Source organism: Mesorhizobium sp. L48C026A00 (genome assembly GCF_000502375.1).
GTDB classification, from domain to species: Bacteria; Pseudomonadota; Alphaproteobacteria; order Rhizobiales; family Rhizobiaceae; genus Mesorhizobium; species Mesorhizobium muleiense.
Map to the genome: position 1 here is coordinate 236022 of NZ_AYWU01000013.1, position 17903 is coordinate 253924.

The following is a 17903-nucleotide window of genomic DNA, read 5'->3' on the forward strand; positions in this document are numbered from 1 at the left end:
ACTATTGAAGACCAAATCCCTTGTCAACGGATCGTCGAATCTGTTTCTTGCGGATGCTGGAGTATATGAATTGGCCGACGACACACTGAGGATCGAACGATCCGCCAAGACGCTGAGAACGCTGGCGCTGGAGCGCATGCGCGACGCGATCATGGGGTTTCACTTCCAGCCTGGCGAACGGTTGGTCGAGCGGCCGCTTTGCGACCAGCTCGGCGTCAGTCGCTCGGTGGTGCGCGAGGTCCTGCGGCAGTTGGAGACCGAGGGCCTCGTCCAGATGATACCTGGCCATGGACCCGCGGTGGCCAGGCCGGATCTCAGCCGCACCGACGAGATTTATGAACTGCGCGCTCTGATGGAGGGCATCGCGGCGCGCGCCTGCGCGCTGACGGCGACTGAGGGCCAGATCGCCGCGCTTGAGCGCGCGTTCGATGTGCTGCTCAAGGCGTGGGCATCAGCCAATCCGATCGAGGTGATGCGGGCGACCACAAAATTCTACGAGGTGCTTTTCGATGCCGCCGACAAGCGCATCGCCTGGGAGATCGTCCAGGGTCTGAACGTCCGCATCAACCAGCTGCGTTCCATGACCATCGCTTCGGAGAATCGCCGCGATGCCGCAATTGCCGAAATGACCGACATTATGAACGCGATCAAGTCGCGCAACGGCGATGCCGCCGAAGCCGCGGCCCGGCGGCATGTGGAGCAGGCCTGGCGAATTGCGCAACAGACCCTTCGCAACGGCTGAAGCAGAAATTTCACATTGCGGAATCGTCCGTCGCCTTCGCAGAGGGCAGTGCTTTCGTCACAATTTCAGGGGCAATATTGTACGGCTTGGTCGTTCTGGGCGCTGTCATGGCGCTGCGCGAACGGCGGCTGCAATGAGAAGGGATACACGATGAGCAAAGGGGCGCCGACATCGGCGGATGATTTTCTGACCGGGCTGAAGGGGCAGCGCGTGCTGGTGACGGCGGGCGCCGGCGGCATCGGCCTGGCCATTGCAGAAACGCTGTCGCGGCTCGGCGCGCGCATCGTCGTTTGCGACGTCTCCGACGAGGCGCTGGCCGCCGCTCCGGACAGGATCGCCCTGGTCGCCGCGGTCAAGGCCGATGTCTCGCGCGACGACGACGTCAACCGGCTGTTCGAGACGGTGAAGGAAAAGCTCGGCGGCCTCGACGCGCTGATCAACAATGCCGGCATCGCCGGGCCGACCGGCGGCGTCGACGAAATCGATCCGGCGGAGTGGCGGCGCTGCATCGACATCTGCCTGACCGGCCAGTTCCTCTGCGCCAGGCGTGCCGTGCCGCTGATCAAGGCGGCGGGCGGCGGCTCGATCGTCTCGATGTCGTCCGCCGCCGGCCGCCATGGCTACGCTTTCCGCACCCCCTATTCGGCGGCCAAGTTCGGCGTCATCGGTTTCACGCAAAGCCTTGCCAAGGAACTCGGGCCGCACGGCATAAGGGTCAACGCCATCCTGCCCGGCATCATCGAGGGACCACGCATCGACAAGGTTATCGCCGACCGGGCCAGACAGCTCGGTATGTCGAACGAGGAGATGACGGAGCGCTATCTCCACAACATCTCGCTGCGCCGCATGACCAGCCCCTATGACGTCGCCGCGATGGTCGCTTTCCTGTTGTCCGATGCGGCGATCAACATCTCCGGCCAGTCGCTCGGCGTCGACGGTAATGTCGAAACCCTTTGAGGAGCCCGACCATGATGAAAGTAGCGATTGTCGGCAGCGGGTTCATCGGGCGGGCCTGGGCGATCAGTTTTGCCCGCGCCGGCCACGATGTGCGGATGTGGGACCAGTCGCCGGCCGCGACCGAAGGTGCGCACGATTACATCGCCGGCGTGCTCGGCGACCTCGCTGCGAATGATCTGCTGCGGGGGCAGGCAATCGACGTCGTGCTTGGTCGCATTGCCGTCGTTGCGGAACTCGAAGAAGCGCTGGCCGATGCGGTCCATATCCAGGAGAACACGCCCGAAAACCTCGACGTGAAGCGCGAGGTGTTCTCGCAGATCGATGCAATGGCCGGTCCGCAAGCGGTGATCGCCAGTTCCACCTCAGCGTTGCTGCCGTCGAAATTCACCGACCATCTGCAAGGGCGGCACCGCTGCCTGGTCGTGCATCCGATCAATCCGCCCTACCTCATCCCGGCCGCGGAAGTCGTGCCGGCGCCATGGACGTCTTCCGAAACGGTCGAAAGGACCCGCGCCTTCCTCGTCGAGGCGGGCCACGCGCCGCTGGTGATGAAGCACGAGCTCGACGGCTTCATCATGAACCGCCTGCAGGGCGCGCTGCTGGAGGAGGCTTTTCGACTTGTCGCCGACGGCTATGCCAGCGTCGAGGATGTCGATATCGGCATTCGCGACGGGCTGGCGCTGCGGTGGTCGTTCATGGGTCCGTTCGAAACGATCGACCTTAATGCGCCGGGCGGTGTACGCGACTATATCGAGCGCTATCAATCGATCTATGCCAACATTTTTCCGCAGATGCTGCGCCGCGTCGACTGGGCCGGCGAAGTCATCGAGACGGTGGAGGACGACCGCCGCAAGCGGCTGCCGCGGGAAGAACTCGGCGAACGGCAGGTTTGGCGCGACCGCCGGCTGATGGCGCTGGCCGCGCACAAGAAAAAATCGGATCAGGAGTTTGGAAGATGACGGAAACAAGCCGCAAGCCCGGTGCTACGCAGACCAGGGGCAAAATTATCATCACCTGTGCGGTGACAGGGGCGATCCATACACCGACCATGTCGCCCTATCTGCCGATCACGCCGGACCAGATCGCGTCCGAGGCGATCGCGGCGGCGGAGGCAGGTGCGGCGATCCTGCACCTGCATGCCCGCGACCCCGAGACCGGCAAGCCCGACCAGACGCCGGCGGCCTTCGGCCGCTTCCTGCCGCGCATCAAGCAGGCCACCAATGCCGCCATCAACATCACCACCGGCGGCAGTCCCTACATGAAGGTCGAGGAACGCGTGCGCCCGGCCGCCGAGTTCAAGCCAGAGGTCGCCTCGCTCAACATGGGCTCGATCAATTTCGGGCTCTATCACCTCGTCGACAAATACGAAACTTTCAAGTTCGACTGGGAAAAGCCGCATCTGGAAGCGACGCGTGACCTGGTCTTCCGCAACTCGTTCAAGGACATCGAATACATCCTTGCGACCTGCTACGACAACGGCACGCGCTTCGAGTTCGAGTGCTACGACATCGCCCATCTTTACAATCTCTCGCACTTCGCCGATCGCGGGCTGGTCAAGCCGCCGTTCTTCGTGCAGTCGGTGTTCGGTCTGCTTGGCGGCATCGGCACCCATCCCGAAGATGTCGCCCATATGAAGCGCACCGCCGACCGGCTGTTCGGCGACCAGTTCCGCTGGTCGGTGCTCGGTGCCGGCGCCAGCCAGTTGCGCATCGCCGCGCAGTCGGCAGCCCTTGGCGGCAACATCCGCGTCGGGCTCGAAGACAGTCTGTGGGCCGGCAAGGGCAAGCTTGCCAAATCGAACACCGAGCAGGTGGTGCTTGCCCGCAAGATCATCGAGGGGCTCGGCATGGAAGTGGCGACGCCCGACGAGGCGCGCGAGATCCTGTCACTGAAGGGCGGCGACAAGGTCGCGTTCTGAGGCGGCTCGCCTATCGCCGCACGGTGCCAACAGAGGAGGACGGCATGAAGATCGAAGTCGTGGTGGTCGTTACCGCGCCTCCCCGGCGATGGCGTCCTGCGCGGCAGCCTGTTCGCGATAACCGGCCTTGGCATCAAGGGCGTGGCGGAACCACGCTTCGCCGGATGACGGCAGCTGCAAAAGAGGATAGAGGCGAATAAGGAAAACGAGCGCGCGCTCGATTTCAGATATGGACCCGATGCTTTTCGGCGACCTCGTCCATCGATGGTGGCCACCTCGTTTCATCGCTGGGAGTTTGTCCATGAATTTCGACATTCCCGCCCGCACCGAAGATTACCGCGTCCGCATTGCCGACTTCGTCGAGCGTGAGATCCTGCCGCTCGAGGCCGACAAGACGTCCTATGACGCACATGGAAATATCGCCTTGCCGCTGCTGGAGACGCTTCGCGCCAAGGCGCGTATGGCGGGCCTGTGGTGCCTGCAGCTCAAGCCCGAAACCGGCGGCGCCGGTCTCGGCAAGATGGATATTGCGGTTTGCTACGAGGAGATGAACCGGTCGATCTTCGGACCCGTGGTGTTCAATTCGGCAGCGCCCGATGATGGCAACATGATGGTGCTCGAGGCGCTCGGCACGCCGGCGCAGAAGGAAAAATGGCTGCAGCCGATCATCGAGGGCAAGGTGCGCTCGGCCTTTGCCATGACCGAACCGCATCCCGGCGGCGGCTCGGACCCTTCGATGATCATGACGCGTGCTGAACGGCGCGGCGACAAATATGTGGTGACCGGCCGCAAATGGTTCATCACCGGCGCCGAGGAGGCCAGCCATTTCATTCTGATCGCGCGAACCTCGGACGATCCGCGCCATGGTCTGTCGGCTCTGATGTTCCACAAGGACCAGCCGGGCTGGCGCATCATGCGCCGCATCGAGATCATGGGCCCGGAGGAGCATGGCGGGCATTGCGAGCTCGAATTCGATGGGCTCGAAATCCCTGTCGAGGACATGCTGGTTGGTGAGGGCAGGGGCATGAAGGTGACGCAGGTGCGGCTCGGCCCAGCGCGGCTTACCCACTGCATGCGCTGGCTTGGATTGTCCAAGCGTTGCGTCGAGATCGCGCGCGCCTACGCTGCCGTGCGCTATGGTTTCGGCCAGCGCCTCGCCGACCGCGAAAGCGTCCAGCTGAAGCTCGGCGAACTCGCCATGCGCATCGAGATCGGCCGCATCCTGGTGATGAAGGCTGCGTGGGAGCTGGACCGCGGCGGCTTTGCCCGCAAGGAAGTATCGATGGCCAAGGTCCAGGTCGCCAATGTGCTGCATGACGCGGCCGATGTGGCGATCCAGATCAATGGCGCGCGAGGCTATTCGAAGGACACGGTGCTGGAATGGATCTACCGCTATGCGCGCCAGGCGCGGTTGGTCGACGGCGCCGATGAGGTCCACAAGATGGTGCTGAACCGTTTCCTCAACGACGAGGAGAGGGGCTTCTGGCGCTGGACCTTCGAAGGCGAGGCATAGCGGACGCGGGGTGGCATCTCAGGAGGAAAAGATGCCGTTGAATGCGGATTTCGATCCTGCTGCATTGAAGGGCTTTCTCGCGAACCGCTTCGGCGATGCCGCAATGACGCTCGAGCGGATCGGCGGCGGGCAGTCCAACCCCACCTACTTCGTCGACTATGGTGCGCATCGCATGGTGCTGCGCAAGAAACCGGCCGGGCCGATCCTGCGCGGGGCGCATGCCGTCGACCGCGAGTTCCGCGTGCTTGAAGCGCTCGGAGCGACCAACGTGCCGGTGCCGCGGCCGGTGCTCTATAACGCCGGCGCCGAGCCGCTCGGCACGCCGTTCTACCTGATGGAGCGGCTGGATGGTCGCGTCTTCCACGACTGTTCGCTGCCGGGCCTTTCACCCGCGGAGCGACGCGCCATCTATTTCGGCATGGCCGAAGCGATGGCCAAACTGCATGCTGTCCGTCCCGACGCGGTCGGTCTCGGCGACTACGGCCGGCCCGGCGACTATTTCGAGCGCCAGATTGGCCGCTGGACCCGGCAGCTCAGGGAATCGCCGAGTGACAGAATTCCGGCACTCGAAGCGGTCGCCGACTGGTTGCCGCAGCATCTGCCCACGGATGATGGACGCGTGTCGATCGCCCATGGCGACTTCCGCCTCGGAAATCTGCTGTTCCATCCCGGCAAGCCGGAGGTGATCGGCATTCTCGATTGGGAGCTGTCGACGGTCGGCCATCCGCTCGCCGATCTCGGCTTTTGCTCGATGACCTGGCATTCGACCCCGGACGAATATGGCGGCATCCTCGGCCTCGATCATGCCGCCCTCGGCATCCCCAGCCAGCGCGAATTCCTCGACCATTATTTCACGCATGCCGTGCCCACTGCGCCCCTGCAACGCTTCCACCTGGTTTTTTCACTGTTCCGTTTCGCTGTGATCTTCGTCGGCATCGCCGACCGGGCGCGGGCAGGCAGCGCGGCGTCGGCCGATGCCGCCAGCAAGTCGCCGCTCGCCGGTCGCTTTGCCGAACGTGCTCAAGAGATCATCCAAGGGGCAAGACCGTGGAGCGCCGCCTGAGACGAGCGCTCGCGCCCTGGTCCTTTCCCTACCAGCGGCGTCAGCAATCCGGTCCGGCAACCCAGTCCGAGAGGCTTTGCGAAAAACTTCGCGGCACGATGAGTTCGCACGCGGTCTCGCCGGTGCGCAGGAACAGCACGGGCACATGGTGCAAGGATGTCAGCACGGCGCGGCCCGGGGCGGCCGCCGGCGCGCACCAGTCGACGGCGATGCATCTGGAGAGCACTCCTGCGATGTCCGCCCCGGCCATTCTGAAACGCACGCGACCCTCGCCGAGAGAAACCGAACAGCCGAGATCCGGGTCGACGGCAAGCGGAGATGCTTGCGCGCCGTCGTCGAGAGCCAGCCACAAGCGGCGAGGCGCCACGCGGATGACGAGAAAACCTTTGTGACGGACCGTCTCTCCGACCGAGGCAGGAAGTTTCGTGCCGAGTGATGCCGAAAGGTTCGATTCGAATTGCGCCAGCGTGCCGTCCCAGCCCTCGATCTGGATGAGTGGGCAATCGACCACGGACAGGCTGAAATCCGGGCTAGCCATGCAGTCGCTCCCCCTGCGGATCGAGGAATATCGGCGAGACGACGCGGGCACGGACCGTTTCGGCTTTCATCGGATAGACGGCCACGACCTCGCTTCCTTCGCTGCCGACATCGCCGGCAAGCAAGGCCAGCCCGACATAGTGGCCGCGTTCAGGGCTGAAGGTGACGGAGGTCACGCGGCCGCGCCCGTGGCCGTAAGGCATCTCGCCCGGCAGGAACAGGATGGCACCACCGCGAAGGCGTTTCCCCTCTTCGATGCATTCCAGTCCGACCAGGCGCTGGCGGTCGGGCGCCTGGAAGGCGGGGCGCCGTCGCAGCACGTCGCCGACGAAGCCGGTACGCTTGCCCGCCATGCGGCCGAGGCCAAGATCGTCGAGCGTCGTGCGCCCATCGATTTCAGGTCCGGCGACATGGCCCTTTTCGACGCGCAGCGCGCCGAGCGCCTCGACGCCGTAAGGTTTCAAGTCGAGCGGCCTGCCAGCTTCGAGCAGGCGGCTCCAAAGCTGTTCACCGGCAGTTGCGCCAACATAGATTTCGTAGGCGCGCTCGCCGGAATAACTGAGACGCAGGATGCGGAGCGCACGGCCCTGCCATTCGCTTTCGAGCAATCCCATATGCGCAAGTGCCGCGTCGGAAACATCGAGAGCGGGAAATGCCGCAGCAAGAATTGCACGGCTTTTCGGTCCCGCAACCGACATCGCCGCCCATTCATCGCTCACCGAGGTCACGGCTACGCGCAAATCCGGCCAGGCCATATCGAGCAGGAATTCAAGCCGCGACAGCACGTCGGCGGCCTTGGCGGTCGAGGTGGTCATGAAGAACCGGTTCTCGGCCAGCCGCGTCGTGGTGCCGTCGTCGAAGACGATGCCGTCGTCGCGCAGCATGACGCCGTAGCGCGCACGGCCAACCGGCAGTTTGGCAAAGCCGTTGGCGTAGATGCGATCGAGGAAAATCGCGGCATCCGGGCCCTGGACGTCGATCTTGCCGAGAGTGGAGATGTCCATCAGGCCAGCGGTCTGGCGCACACTCCGCATTTCGGCGACATACGCTTCGTTCACGTCGAGCCCGGATTGCCTGTAGAAATAGGGCCGCATCCAGAGCCCGACCTCCAGCATCTCGGCGCCGTTCGCCATGTGCCAGTCGTGCATCGGCGTGCGGCGGATCGGCTTGAAATGATGGCCGATGGCGCGCCCGGCAAGCGCACCGATGGCGACCGGCGTATAGGGCGGTCGAAAGGTCGTGGCGCCGGTCTCGGGGATGGTTGTGTTGCGCAGGGCCGCCATCGCGGCAAGCGCCGAAAAATTGCTGGTCTTGCCCTGGTCGGTGCCCATGCCAAGCGTGGTGTAGCGCTTCAGGTGCTCGACCGATTGATAGCCCTCGCGATGGGCGAGCTCGATATCCCCGGTCGTCACGTCCATCTGGAAATCGACGAAGGCCTTTCCACGTCCAGCGGCCAGGGCCTCGCGAAGCGGGGCCGCGGCGGTCTCGCCGAGATCGAGTTTCGACGGAGCAGGCACCGGCGCCGACTTGCCGCATGCTGCCGCGGTGCCGGCGCGATGACCGTCCTCGATGGCACTGGCGGTCGAATAAGTTCCCATCATCGAGCCGGCGCCGAACCGGTCTGCCGGAAACGCGCCCGGCACGAAGCCGCCAATGTCGTCTCGATATTGAGGTTTGACGCCAAGGTGCGAGGTGAGATGCACGGTCGGCGACCAGCCGCCGGACACGCAGACCAGGTCGCAGGCGGCCTCGGACTGGCCGTCCGGTCCGTTGAGCGTTGCACGCCTGACGGCATGGCCGCCGTTAAGGTCGACGATGCGTGTTGCGGCCCGCACCACCACGCCGAGCCGTGCGGCTTCTGCGGCAAGTGCGGCGGGCGGCGCTGCACGCAGATCGGCAACCGTCACCTCTGCGCCGCCTGCGGCATAGTCGAAGGCGGTGCGCCAAGCGCCGTCATTGCTGGTGGCGACGACTATTTTCTTGCCGGGCAGGACGGCGAAACGGTTGAGGTAGGTCCGGGCGGCCGACGCAAGCATCACGCCGGGTCGGTCGTTGTTCGAGAATACCATTGGTCGCTCGATGGCGCCGGTGGCGAAAACGATCGAGCGGGCGCGAAGCATGGTCAATGTCTGCAGCACTTCGCCGGCCAGCTGCGGATTGCTTGGGTCGCGTTGCCCGATCAGTCCGATGACATTGCCGTCATAGATGCCGAAAGCGGTTGTCCGCTTCATCAGAGTGACGGGTTCGGAGCTCTCCAGCTCGGCCTCGGCCTGTCTCAACCATGCGTCCGCTGCGCTGTCGGACGGCTCCGCCAGAAGCTGGCCGCCGAGCAGGAAATCCTGCTCGATCAGCGCCACCCGCACGCCGGCCGCTGCGGCAGCGCGCGCCGCCGACAATCCCGCTGGGCCGCCGCCGACGATTGCGACATCGGCAAAGGCATGACTGATATCGTAGCGGCCGGGATCAGGGTCGGTGCCGGCTCTACCGAGCCCGGCCGCCTTGCGGATAAAGTGCTCGTAGAACATCCAGGCGCGGCGCGTCGGACCCATGAAGGTCTTGTAGTAGAAGCCGGCCGAAAGGAACGGCGCCAGCAGGCCGTTGACGCTTTGCACGTCAAAGGCAAGCGATGGCCAGCGGTTCAGGCTTTCAGCGATTAGGCCGTCAGCGAGTTCCAGCGTCGTCGCCGGCAGGTTCGGTTCGCGCCTGCCTGCGGTTGCGAGCGTGACCAGCGCATTCGGCTCCTCGGCCCCGGCGGATAAAATGCCGCGTGGACGATGATATTTGAAGCTGCGCCCGACCAGCGTGACGCCGTTGGCGAGCAGGGCGGAGGCAAGCGTGTCGCCGCGATATCCGATCAGGCTCCGGCCGTCGAAGGTAAACTCGACCGGCCGCTCGCGGTCGATACGGCCACCCATCGACAGCCGCTTGTGGTTCGAACTCATGCCGGTGATTTCCTGGCGGGTGGTTTCCTGGCCGACAATTGCCTGGCGAGATCGACGGATGCGATGGCGTGGTTGCGCGTGTCGCGTTCGACCACCAGCCATTGGCGGCAACCGATCACGTGCTGCCAGAATTCGCGGTGCAGGCCAGCCGGATTTGCCCTGATATAAACGTAACGGTACCAGGCCTCTGGATCTGGATCGTCGTGGGCCGGACGCGTGACGGAAGCGTCGCCGCCGTAGCGGAACTCGTCATGGTCGCGCAGACCGCAGCAGGGGCATTCGATGCGCAGCATTGTCTTGCGCCTCCTATTGCAGCCAGGCTGAGGGGCCGGCGCCGGCCTCGTCGAGCGTGTGGCCGGTGCGGAAACGATCGAGCCCGTAGGCTGCGATCAACGGGTGCGGCTTGCCGGTGGCGATCGTGTGGGCGAAGCACCAGCCGGAAGCCGGCGTCGCCTTGAAGCCGCCATAGCACCAGCCGCCGTTGAGATAGAGCCCCTCGATCGGCGTCGGGCAGATGATCGGGCTGGCATCGGGCGTCATGTCCATGACGCCGCCCCAATGGCGCAGCAGGCGGACGCGGGAAATACACGGCATCAGCGCAATCGCCGCCTCCGCCACTTCGCGCACGACGCCCAGATTGCCGCGCTGGGCGTAGGAATTGTAGCCGTCGAGATTGCCGCCGAAGACCAGCCCGCCCTTGTCCGACTGGCTGACGTAGAAATGATCGGCGCCATAGGCGACGACGTGGTCTACCAACGGCTTCAGCGGCTCGGTGACGAAGGCCTGCAGGACGTGGCTTTCGATCGGCAGGTCCAGGCCGGCCTTGGCGCCGAGCACGGATGTATGACCGGCAACAGCGAGGCCGACCTTGCCGGCGCCGATCCGGCCTTTCGTCGTTTCGACGCCGACGATCCTGTCGCCGTCGCGGAGGAAGCCGGTCACCTCGCAGTTCTGGATAATGTCGACGCCATGGCCGTCGGCGGCGCGCGCATAGCCCCAGGCGACGGCGTCGTGGAAGGTTTTGGCTCCGCTGCCCGCCAGGCGCGCTGCCAGTTCTTCTGGCCAGACAGCGCGTTGCGGAAAATCGAAAATGCCGAGTAGCGCGCCATGCCTGCGGCCTATCGAACGATCGGGCCGGCCGGCGTGCGGGTAAGCACTTCGGCGCCCGCATCGGTCAGAAGCACGGTGTTGGAGACGAAGTCATCGCCGCGACCGGTGCCCATCAGCCACGACAGGATGTGGAAGCTCATCCCGGTCTCGATTTCGAGATCGGAATCGTGCCTCAAGCCGGTCACCGAATTGCCGCCGGTCCATGATGGCGGCTGGCCGGCGCCGACCAGATAGCCGCAGTGATGGCGGCGATAGTGGGAAAGACCGGCCTCGTCGGCGACGGTCTGCCAGGCGGCGTAGACGTCGCGCGCCCTGGCGCCGGGCCTGAGTGCCTCGACGACGGCATCGAACGCCCTGGCGGTCACCTCCGCCATCGCGGCGTCTTCGTCGCTGATATGGCCGATGCGAACGAGCCGGCCGAGCGGCGCGTGATAGCGCGAAATGCAGCCGGACAGTTCGACGAACACCGGCTCGCCCTTGCGGTAGATCTTGTCGCCCCAGGTCGTGTGCTCCTCGCCCAGGCGGGCGGCCGGGCGGATGAACGGGCCGAAGCCCGGAGCATGACCGCCGGCGCGGATCATTGCTGACACGCATTGGGCCGCGACCTCCTGTTCGGAGGCGCCGTCCGAGATCGCGGCGATCGCGGCGCCGGCGGCGGCGTCGGTCACTTGTGCCGCCTGACGCATCAGCGCCTGTTCCTCGGCGCTCTTCACCCGCCGCATCTTGTCGACCAGCCCGGAAACATCGCTCCATCTGGCACCGGCCTGCGTCTGCAGGGCGACGGCAAGCCCATGGCTGAGGCCGGCCGTCCAGTATTCGAGGCCGATCCGCTTACCGGACAGGCTGAGCTCCGCAAGCACCCGCGCGGCAAGGTCGGCCGCCGTTTCGCTGTCGGAATGGCCGCGGAATTCCGCTGCCGTCACCTGTTTCTCGATCGTCACCCTTTCCATCGAGCGGGTGACCAGGACAGGTTTCCCTTCGAGTGGGACGATCAGCAGGTGAGGGGCAAAATATCCCCAGTGATCGAGCCCGGTGAGGTAGAAGACGTTCTCCGGCGAAGCAAAGACCGCCGCGTCGAGCTCGCGCTCGGCCAGCGCCGTGCGGACCCTGACAAGGCGGCCGGCGATTTCGGCTTCGGAAAACGGATTACGGTCCATCAGGCGTCCTCGTGCTGGTTACCGGTTTCGTTGCCGGCATGATCTTTCGTCAGTGACCGGCTTCCAGTCCCATGCTCAGTCGATGACGATGAGTTCGCGCGCCACGTCGCAGAGGCGTTCGCCGCCGCGATCTGTGACGACGAAGGATTCCGAGATGGCGATGCCGAAATCGTCGAGCCAAACGCCGGCCATGAAATGGAAGCACATCCCGGACTGCATCTCGGTGATGTCGCCGGGACGAAGACTTGCGGTGCGTTCGCCCCAATCGGGCGGGTAGGCGAGCCCGACCGGATAGCCGACGCGGCTCTCCTTCTTTAGCCCATTCTTCCTCAGCACGGCCTGCCAGGCGGCTTCCACCTCTTCGGCGGTGCAGCCGGGGCGCGCCTTCTCGAGGCCGGCGTCGACGCCCTCGACGATCGCCTTGGCCATGTCGACGAGGGCTTGCGGCGGCTTGCCGAAATGTACGGTCCGCGTCAGCGCCGCATGATAGCGCCGCCGCACCCCGGCGATCTCCAGTATGGCGAGGCCGCTGTCCGGCAGCGGCGCGTCGGACCAGGTCAGATGCGGCGTGCTGGTGCCCTCGCCGACGGGCATCAGCGGACAGATCGCGGCATAGTCGCCGCCCGCTCCGGGCACGCCCGTGATCTGTGCGTGATAGATTTCCGCAATGACATGGTTCTCCGGTGGTCAGGCGTGCGCTCCTGGCGTCCTGCGCCCTGCCGAACCAGATCGGCCGGTCTTCCCTGAGATGGACGAGCACGCATTGCGGAACATAAAACGACCATCCGTCATAGCCGGTCAGCCAGCACATATTAGCTGGGTCCTGACAGATGATGAGGTCGAAGCCGGCCTTCTCCATGCGTGACTTCACGCCGGCCAGGCGCTGCGCATACTCCGCTTGCGTGAAAGTCCCGAAACCGCTCGCGCTCGCCACCGAAATCCCACCTGCCAGTACGCTGGTTTTTTCTTAAATTGTGCACAACTGGCAATAATGTGTGGTCTGATTACGAATTATTACCAGATTTATTTGGTTTTTATATCTTAGCTTGCACAATGTCTAGGGCAGTTGTATACGTCTTGACAGGTAGGTGTCGACCTCGAAGAAGGCCGCGCCCGGGAATATCAGTCAGTTGTTCAATGGGAGAAAAGCATGTTCAAATCATCGATATCGCGCCGGATGGTCGTGAAAGCCGCCGCCTGCCTCGCGCTTGCCGCGACATCATTCACGGCGCTGCCCGCTTATGCGGAAACCACCCTCGAACAGGCCAAGAAGGACGGCTATATCCGCGTCGGCTTTGCCAACGAGGCGCCGTTCGGTTACGCCACGCCTGACGGCAAGCTGACCGGCGAAGCGCCGGAAGTTGCCAAGGCGGTGCTCGCCAAGATGGGGATCGCGCAGGTTGACGGCGTGCTGACCGAATTCGGCTCGCTTATCCCAGGTCTCAAGGCCGGCCGCTTCGATATCATCGCCGCCGGCATGTTCATCAATCCGAAGCGCTGTGCCGAGATCAATTTCTCCGAGCCGTCCTACGGCATCGGTCAGGCGATGCTGGTGGCAAAAGGCAATCCAAAGGGCGTGAAGGACTTTTCCAGCATCAAGGAAAACCCGGATCTCAAGCTCGCCGTGATGGCCGGCGCCGTCGAGGGCGGCTATGCCAAGGACGCCGGTGTCGCCGCAGGGCAGATCGTTGCCTTGCCCGACCAGTCCAGTCTGGTCGCCGCCGTCCAGTCGGGCCGTGCCGACGCTGCCGCACTAACCGCTCTTTCGATCGCCGACATGGCCAAGAAGGCCGACGGCGTCGAATCGACCAAGCCGTTCGGCGAGGTTGCCGGCAAGTCGGTGAAAGGCCATGGCGGCTTCGGCTTCCGCAAGGAAGATACCGATCTGCAGGAGGCGTTCAACGCCGAGCTGAAGACGTTCCTCGGTTCGCCGGAGCACATCGCGCTGGTCGAGCCGCTCGGCTTCGGCAAGGACTACCTGCCCAACAAGACCACCGCGGAGCTTTGCGCGGGCAAATAGGTTCCCAACTGCTGGCGGCGCGAAAGCGCCGCCCCTTTTTTCCTGGGGGAATCCGCATGGGAATCCGTACGCTCGTTGCCATGCTGGTCGTCGCGCTTGTCGTGATCGGTGCCTTGGCAACACAGGAATCTTTCAAAGTGTTTATGCCGGGGCTGCTGCAAGGCGCGGTCCTGACGATCGAGATCGCTATCCTCGGCAGCCTGCTGGCAATCGTCATGGGCGTGCTGGCGGCGCTGGCAAGGATGTATGGCCCGGCGCCGCTCAAATGGCTGGCCACGGTCTATGTCGAGATCTTCCGCGGCACCTCGGCGCTGGTGCAATTGTTTTGGCTGTTTTTCGTGCTGCCGCAATTCGGTGTCACGCTCAACGCATTCCTGGTTGCTGTCCTGGCGCTCGGCCTGAACGTTGGTGCTTACGGATCGGAAGTCGTGCGCGGCGCGATCCAGTCCGTCGCCCGCGGACAGTGGGAGGCGTCTACCGCATTGAACATGAGCCGCCCCCAGATGCTGCGCCGGATCATCCTGCCGCAGGCTTTCGTCGCCATGATCCCGCCTTGGGGCAATCTGTTCATCGAGCTTTTGAAATCGACAGCGCTGGTCTCGCTGATCACGCTCTCGGACCTCGCCTTCAAGGCGCAGCAAATGAACCAGAACACGTTCAAGACCATTCCGATCTTCACCCTCGTCCTGCTGATGTACCTGGCAATGTCGCTGGTCGTGACCATCGGCATGCGGCTTCTCGAAAGGCGGGCTTCGCTCGGATTGGCGCGGGGGAAGGCAGCATGATCTGGGACTGGGCATTTGCTTTTGAAATCCTGCCGGTGCTCGCCAGCGCTGCCATCGTTTCCATCGAGGCGACGCTGATCGGGTTTGCGCTTGCCGCCTCGCTTGGCCTGGTGCTGGCGGTGGTCCGCATCGCCGTGCCGTGGACCGGCTGGACGATTTCGGTGCTGGTCGAACTGATCCGGTCGACCCCCTTGCTGATCCAGATATTCTTTCTCTATTTCGTCTTTCCGAAATTCGGTGTCGTGCTCGACGCCTTCACCGCCGGGGTGCTTGCCATCGGTATCCACTACGCTGCCTATTGTTCGGAGGTCTATCGCGCCGGTTTCGACAACATCCATCGCGGCCAGTGGGAAGCCTCGGTCGCACTCAATCTGTCAGCCTGGACGACGTTCCGCGACATCATCATTCCGCAGGCGATCCCGCCGATCGTTCCGGCGCTCGGCAACTATCTGGTTGCCTTGTTCAAGGAGACGCCATTGCTTTCCGCAATCGCCGTGCTGGAGCTGATGCAGACCGCCAAGATCATCGGCTCCGAAACCTTCCGCTACACTGAGCCGATGACGCTGGTCGGCCTTTTCTTCCTTGCCATGAGCCTGGTTTCTGCTGCGCTCATTCGCTCCCTCGAAGGCTTGCTCAACCGGAGGACCATGCGATGACGGAACAACCGATGGTCCGCTTCGACAATGTTTCGAAACGCTACGGCGCGCTGACCGTTCTCGACGGGCTCAATCTGGACATAGCACGCGGCGAGAAGGTCTCCATCATCGGGCCGTCCGGCTCCGGCAAGACCACGGTGCTGCGCATGCTGATGACGCTGGAGACGATCAATGACGGCGTCATCTGGGTCGAAGGCGAGCCGCTCACCCACATGGAGAGGAACGGCAAGCTTGTTCCCGCCGATCTCGCGCACATCCGCAAGATCCGCGCCAAGATCGGCATGGTGTTCCAGTCGTTCAACCTGTTCCCGCACATGACGGCGATGCAGAACTGCATCGAGGCCCCGATAACCGTGCTCGGCATGAAGCGGGCCGATGCCGAGGCGCGTGCGGCCGAGCTGCTCGACATGGTCGGCCTGTCGGAGAAGAAGGACCACTATCCCTCGCAGCTTTCCGGCGGCCAGCAGCAGCGTGTCGCCATCGCCCGCGCTTGCGCCATGCGGCCCAAGATCATGCTGTTCGACGAGGTGACCTCGGCACTCGATCCCGAACTCGTCGGCGAAGTGCTTGAAGTCATCCGAAAACTCGGCAGGGAACATGACCTCACCATGTTGATGGTCACCCACCAGATGGGATTTGCCAAGGAATTCTCCGATCGCGTCTGCTTTTTCCATGCCGGCAAGATCTGCGAGCAGGGGCCGCCAGGCGAGTTGTTCGGCGCCCCCAAGAACGAGCGGACGCGGCAGTTCCTGCACGCTGTCCTGGAGGCTGGATGACGCTTGAGACGGATGCCGCGCCCCTGGCCGCGACCGCCGCACCGCCGCGCCCGCTCTCGGCGCGGGAGCGGTTCGAGCGTATCTACCGGATATTGCGCGACCGCATCTGCCTGCTCGACTATGCGCCCGGCAGCCATCTCTCCGAGGAAGAGCTTGCCCAGGAATTCCAGATCAGCCGCACGCCGGTTCGCCGTGTCCTGGCGCGCCTCGAATCCGAGGGTCTGGTTCAATCCGTCCATGGCGTCGGCACGATCGTCACCGACGTCGACATCGAGGAATTGCAGCAGGTCTATCACTTGCGCCTGGAGCTGGCGCTCCTCGTCGGCAAGCTTTCGCCGATCCCGCGCACGGCGGACGACCTCGACCGGATAAGGGCACTCATCGCGCGCTGCGATTCCGATGTGCTCAATCCCGACCAGCGCGCTTTCCTGCGCCTCAACATGGATTTTTTCTACGAGCTCACCGCGATGACCGGCAACCAGCCGCTGCGCGAGATCAGCGAGCGCCTGTATTTTCAGGTCGCGCGCGTCGTCCTGAAGATGATGCCGCAGTTGGGCCTGGTCGAGGAGTTCACTGCGTTCCGCCGCGAAATGGAAGAGGTGCTTGCCGCCGCCGAGATCGGCGACTGGGAGTCGATCGGGCACATCAGGCGAGCCCATATCTCGATGAGCTTTCGCCGCATGATGCGTCATGCAGGCGAGGTCAACCTATCCGGCGGAACTCTGTAATTCACGTTTGACCTGGCGCACGCCCGGGTCACGACCGGTGGGCACCGCTTCGTCGGCCGGCGACCAGCTTCAGCCAGGGTGCAAAATGGAAGGCGCTCATCAGCAGGTACATCATCGCCATTTCGTTCAGCGGCGACGCATCTTGCGCCGCGCAGATCATGTCGGCATCACCGGTAACGGCCGTCAGCAGCGCCATGATTGCGAAGGTGGGCGCGGCCGCCAGCGATAGCCAGTCGGGCCGCGCCACGGGCGGCGACTTCGTCGCTTGGGAAATCGGCAGATCCGCTGCCTTCGGGCGGCATTTTCTGGTCGGGGTGGAGTGTCATCGAGACGTCATACCTTTTCGACACGGCGCGCTGGTTGTTGGTGCTGAGATAGATTAGGACCGGACATCGAAAGGTGAGAGTGACAAGTGTGACGGGATTCCGATGGACTCGCTGATCACCGCTGCGGCGCGCGCCCTTGCGACGGGTGATCCTCTTGGCGCTTTGAAGCGGGTCGCCCTGCGTGAGGATGCGCCTGCGCTTGCGCTGCGCGGCATCGCGATGGCGCAGCTCGGCGATCTCGTCCGAGCAAAGGCTCTTCTCAAAAGTGCTGCGCGCTCCTTCGGTCCGAGAGAGGCGGTGGCACGCGCGAGGTGCGTCGTCGCCGAAGCCGAGATCGCGCTCGTTTCGCGCGACCTCGGCTGGCCGGCGAAGGCACTCGACGCCGCGCGGTCGACGCTTGAAAAACACGGCGACCACGTCAATGCCGCGCATGCGCGCAATCTCGAAGCGCGGCGCCTGCTCCTGATCGGACGCCTCGATGAGGCGGAGGGCAGACTGGCTGGCTTCGACCCGACAACGCTCCCACCCGCGTCGAGGGCCGCCCACGAGCTGGTGATTGCGGGGATCGCGATACGCCGCCTCCGCACCAAGGCGGCGCGCGCTGCGCTCGGGCGGGCCGCGCACGCGGCGGGCCAGGCGGACATTCCAGCGCTGACGGCCGGGGTTGAAGGCG

The 17903-nt window shown here is 64.2% G+C and carries 17 protein-coding genes and 3 pseudogenes; 12 read left to right on the top strand and 8 right to left on the bottom strand.

What is annotated here, in order from left to right:
- Nucleotides 1-70: 70 nt before the first annotated feature.
- The 4 genes from X738_RS63555 to X738_RS63570 all read left to right on the top strand — a co-directional run bounded on the left by X738_RS63555 (nucleotide 71) and on the right by X738_RS63570 (nucleotide 3617).
- Nucleotides 71-742 (top strand): GntR family transcriptional regulator, encoded by a 672-nt coding sequence (locus tag X738_RS63555; RefSeq protein ID WP_023800448.1) that lies wholly within the window; start codon nucleotides 71-73, stop codon nucleotides 740-742.
- Nucleotides 743-892: 150 nt separating this feature from the next.
- Nucleotides 893-1699 (top strand): SDR family oxidoreductase, encoded by an 807-nt coding sequence (locus tag X738_RS63560; RefSeq protein WP_023800449.1) that lies wholly within the window; start codon nucleotides 893-895, stop codon nucleotides 1697-1699.
- A gap of 11 nt (nucleotides 1700-1710) precedes the next feature.
- A complete protein-coding gene (locus tag X738_RS63565) occupies nucleotides 1711-2658 on the top strand; it encodes a 3-hydroxyacyl-CoA dehydrogenase (protein WP_023800450.1) in 948 nt (315 codons plus the stop codon).
- Nucleotides 2655-3617, top strand: coding sequence for a 3-keto-5-aminohexanoate cleavage protein (locus tag X738_RS63570; protein ID WP_023800451.1), 963 nt, complete (start codon nucleotides 2655-2657; stop codon nucleotides 3615-3617). Before X738_RS63565 ends, X738_RS63570 begins: the two co-directional genes overlap by 4 nt.
- Before the next feature lie 69 nt (nucleotides 3618-3686).
- On the opposite strand, the gene X738_RS86145 is transcribed toward X738_RS63570, so the two are convergent.
- On the bottom strand, nucleotides 3687-3932 hold the full coding sequence (locus tag X738_RS86145) for a hypothetical protein (protein WP_198032841.1): 246 nt from the start codon (nucleotides 3930-3932) through the stop codon (nucleotides 3687-3689).
- Here X738_RS86145 and X738_RS63580 point away from each other — a divergent pair.
- Both X738_RS63580 and X738_RS63585 read left to right on the top strand, forming a co-directional pair.
- On the top strand, nucleotides 3919-5130 hold the full coding sequence (locus X738_RS63580) for an acyl-CoA dehydrogenase family protein (RefSeq protein WP_023800453.1): 1212 nt from the start codon (nucleotides 3919-3921) through the stop codon (nucleotides 5128-5130). The genes X738_RS86145 and X738_RS63580 overlap by 14 nt on opposite strands.
- Nucleotides 5131-5161: 31 nt before the next feature.
- Nucleotides 5162-6193, top strand: a complete 1032-nt coding sequence (locus X738_RS63585; protein ID WP_031255464.1) for a phosphotransferase family protein — start codon at nucleotides 5162-5164, stop codon at nucleotides 6191-6193.
- 40 nt (nucleotides 6194-6233) lie between these two features.
- Here X738_RS63585 and X738_RS63590 read toward each other — a convergent pair whose 3' ends face one another.
- The 6 genes and pseudogenes from X738_RS63590 to X738_RS82845 form a co-directional block, all read right to left on the bottom strand.
- Nucleotides 6234-6731 carry a sarcosine oxidase subunit gamma gene (locus X738_RS63590; protein WP_023800455.1) on the bottom strand — a complete coding sequence of 166 codons (498 nt, stop codon included), beginning with the start codon at nucleotides 6729-6731 and terminating at the stop codon, nucleotides 6234-6236.
- Entirely contained in the window at nucleotides 6724-9672 is a 2949-nt protein-coding gene (locus X738_RS63595) for a sarcosine oxidase subunit alpha family protein (RefSeq protein ID WP_023800456.1), read from the bottom strand. The genes X738_RS63590 and X738_RS63595 overlap by 8 nt, the downstream gene beginning before the upstream one ends.
- On the bottom strand, nucleotides 9669-9965 hold the full coding sequence (locus tag X738_RS63600; RefSeq protein ID WP_023800457.1) for a sarcosine oxidase subunit delta: 297 nt from the start codon (nucleotides 9963-9965) through the stop codon (nucleotides 9669-9671). Before X738_RS63600 ends, X738_RS63595 begins: the two co-directional genes overlap by 4 nt.
- Nucleotides 9966-9978: 13 nt before the next feature.
- Nucleotides 9979-10725: pseudogene (locus tag X738_RS63605) on the bottom strand (FAD-dependent oxidoreductase); the annotation flags it as partial.
- A gap of 65 nt (nucleotides 10726-10790) precedes the next feature.
- Nucleotides 10791-11939, bottom strand: coding sequence for a M24 family metallopeptidase (locus tag X738_RS63610; RefSeq protein WP_023800460.1), 1149 nt, complete (start codon nucleotides 11937-11939; stop codon nucleotides 10791-10793).
- Nucleotides 11940-12014: 75 nt separating this feature from the next.
- Nucleotides 12015-12873 (bottom strand): annotated as a pseudogene (locus tag X738_RS82845) (M24 family metallopeptidase).
- Between the two features lie 216 nt (nucleotides 12874-13089).
- Between X738_RS82845 and ehuB the strand changes: the two are divergent.
- The 5 genes from ehuB to X738_RS63640 are packed head-to-tail and all read left to right on the top strand — an operon-like array spanning nucleotide 13090 to nucleotide 16904.
- Nucleotides 13090-13959: an ectoine/hydroxyectoine ABC transporter substrate-binding protein EhuB gene (gene ehuB / locus X738_RS63620; protein ID WP_023800462.1), complete on the top strand. Its 870-nt coding sequence runs from the start codon at nucleotides 13090-13092 to the stop codon at nucleotides 13957-13959.
- Between the two features lie 56 nt (nucleotides 13960-14015).
- Nucleotides 14016-14744 carry an ectoine/hydroxyectoine ABC transporter permease subunit EhuC gene (gene ehuC / locus X738_RS63625; protein ID WP_023800463.1) on the top strand — a complete coding sequence of 243 codons (729 nt, stop codon included), beginning with the start codon at nucleotides 14016-14018 and terminating at the stop codon, nucleotides 14742-14744.
- Nucleotides 14741-15400: an ectoine/hydroxyectoine ABC transporter permease subunit EhuD gene (gene ehuD / locus X738_RS63630; RefSeq protein ID WP_023800464.1), complete on the top strand. Its 660-nt coding sequence runs from the start codon at nucleotides 14741-14743 to the stop codon at nucleotides 15398-15400. The genes ehuC and ehuD overlap by 4 nt, the downstream gene beginning before the upstream one ends.
- Nucleotides 15397-16176: an ectoine/hydroxyectoine ABC transporter ATP-binding protein EhuA gene (gene ehuA / locus X738_RS63635; RefSeq protein ID WP_023800465.1), complete on the top strand. Its 780-nt coding sequence runs from the start codon at nucleotides 15397-15399 to the stop codon at nucleotides 16174-16176. The genes ehuD and ehuA overlap by 4 nt, the downstream gene beginning before the upstream one ends.
- Nucleotides 16173-16904, top strand: coding sequence for a GntR family transcriptional regulator (locus tag X738_RS63640; protein WP_023800466.1), 732 nt, complete (start codon nucleotides 16173-16175; stop codon nucleotides 16902-16904). The genes ehuA and X738_RS63640 overlap by 4 nt, the downstream gene beginning before the upstream one ends.
- 28 nt (nucleotides 16905-16932) lie before the next feature.
- Here X738_RS63640 and X738_RS0142225 read toward each other — a convergent pair whose 3' ends face one another.
- Nucleotides 16933-17184 carry a hypothetical protein gene (locus tag X738_RS0142225; RefSeq protein WP_084833772.1) on the bottom strand — a complete coding sequence of 84 codons (252 nt, stop codon included), beginning with the start codon at nucleotides 17182-17184 and terminating at the stop codon, nucleotides 16933-16935.
- A gap of 148 nt (nucleotides 17185-17332) precedes the next feature.
- On the opposite strand from X738_RS0142225, the pseudogene X738_RS63645 reads away from it, so the two are divergent.
- A pseudogene (locus X738_RS63645) lies at nucleotides 17333-17903 on the top strand (helix-turn-helix domain-containing protein); the annotation flags it as partial.

What these genes read in the sequence shown, in the direction of transcription:
- X738_RS86145 (WP_198032841.1), bottom strand. Translation starts at nt 3,932, where the DNA reads ATGTCGAAATTCATGGACAAACTCCCAGCGATGAAACGAGGTGGCCAC.
- X738_RS63600 (WP_023800457.1), bottom strand. Translation starts at nt 9,965, where the DNA reads ATGCTGCGCATCGAATGCCCCTGCTGCGGTCTGCGCGACCATGACGAG.
- ehuD (WP_023800464.1), top strand. Translation starts at nt 14,741, where the DNA reads ATGATCTGGGACTGGGCATTTGCTTTTGAAATCCTGCCGGTGCTCGCC.
- X738_RS63640 (WP_023800466.1), top strand. Translation starts at nt 16,173, where the DNA reads ATGACGCTTGAGACGGATGCCGCGCCCCTGGCCGCGACCGCCGCACCG.
- ehuC (WP_023800463.1), top strand. Translation starts at nt 14,016, where the DNA reads ATGGGAATCCGTACGCTCGTTGCCATGCTGGTCGTCGCGCTTGTCGTG.
- X738_RS63570 (WP_023800451.1), top strand. Translation starts at nt 2,655, where the DNA reads ATGACGGAAACAAGCCGCAAGCCCGGTGCTACGCAGACCAGGGGCAAA.
- X738_RS63585 (WP_031255464.1), top strand. Translation starts at nt 5,162, where the DNA reads ATGCCGTTGAATGCGGATTTCGATCCTGCTGCATTGAAGGGCTTTCTC.
- X738_RS63610 (WP_023800460.1), bottom strand. Translation starts at nt 11,939, where the DNA reads ATGGACCGTAATCCGTTTTCCGAAGCCGAAATCGCCGGCCGCCTTGTC.
- ehuB (WP_023800462.1), top strand. Translation starts at nt 13,090, where the DNA reads ATGTTCAAATCATCGATATCGCGCCGGATGGTCGTGAAAGCCGCCGCC.
- X738_RS63565 (WP_023800450.1), top strand. Translation starts at nt 1,711, where the DNA reads ATGATGAAAGTAGCGATTGTCGGCAGCGGGTTCATCGGGCGGGCCTGG.
- X738_RS63580 (WP_023800453.1), top strand. Translation starts at nt 3,919, where the DNA reads ATGAATTTCGACATTCCCGCCCGCACCGAAGATTACCGCGTCCGCATT.
- X738_RS63560 (WP_023800449.1), top strand. Translation starts at nt 893, where the DNA reads ATGAGCAAAGGGGCGCCGACATCGGCGGATGATTTTCTGACCGGGCTG.
- X738_RS63595 (WP_023800456.1), bottom strand. Translation starts at nt 9,672, where the DNA reads ATGAGTTCGAACCACAAGCGGCTGTCGATGGGTGGCCGTATCGACCGC.
- X738_RS63590 (WP_023800455.1), bottom strand. Translation starts at nt 6,731, where the DNA reads ATGGCTAGCCCGGATTTCAGCCTGTCCGTGGTCGATTGCCCACTCATC.
- ehuA (WP_023800465.1), top strand. Translation starts at nt 15,397, where the DNA reads ATGACGGAACAACCGATGGTCCGCTTCGACAATGTTTCGAAACGCTAC.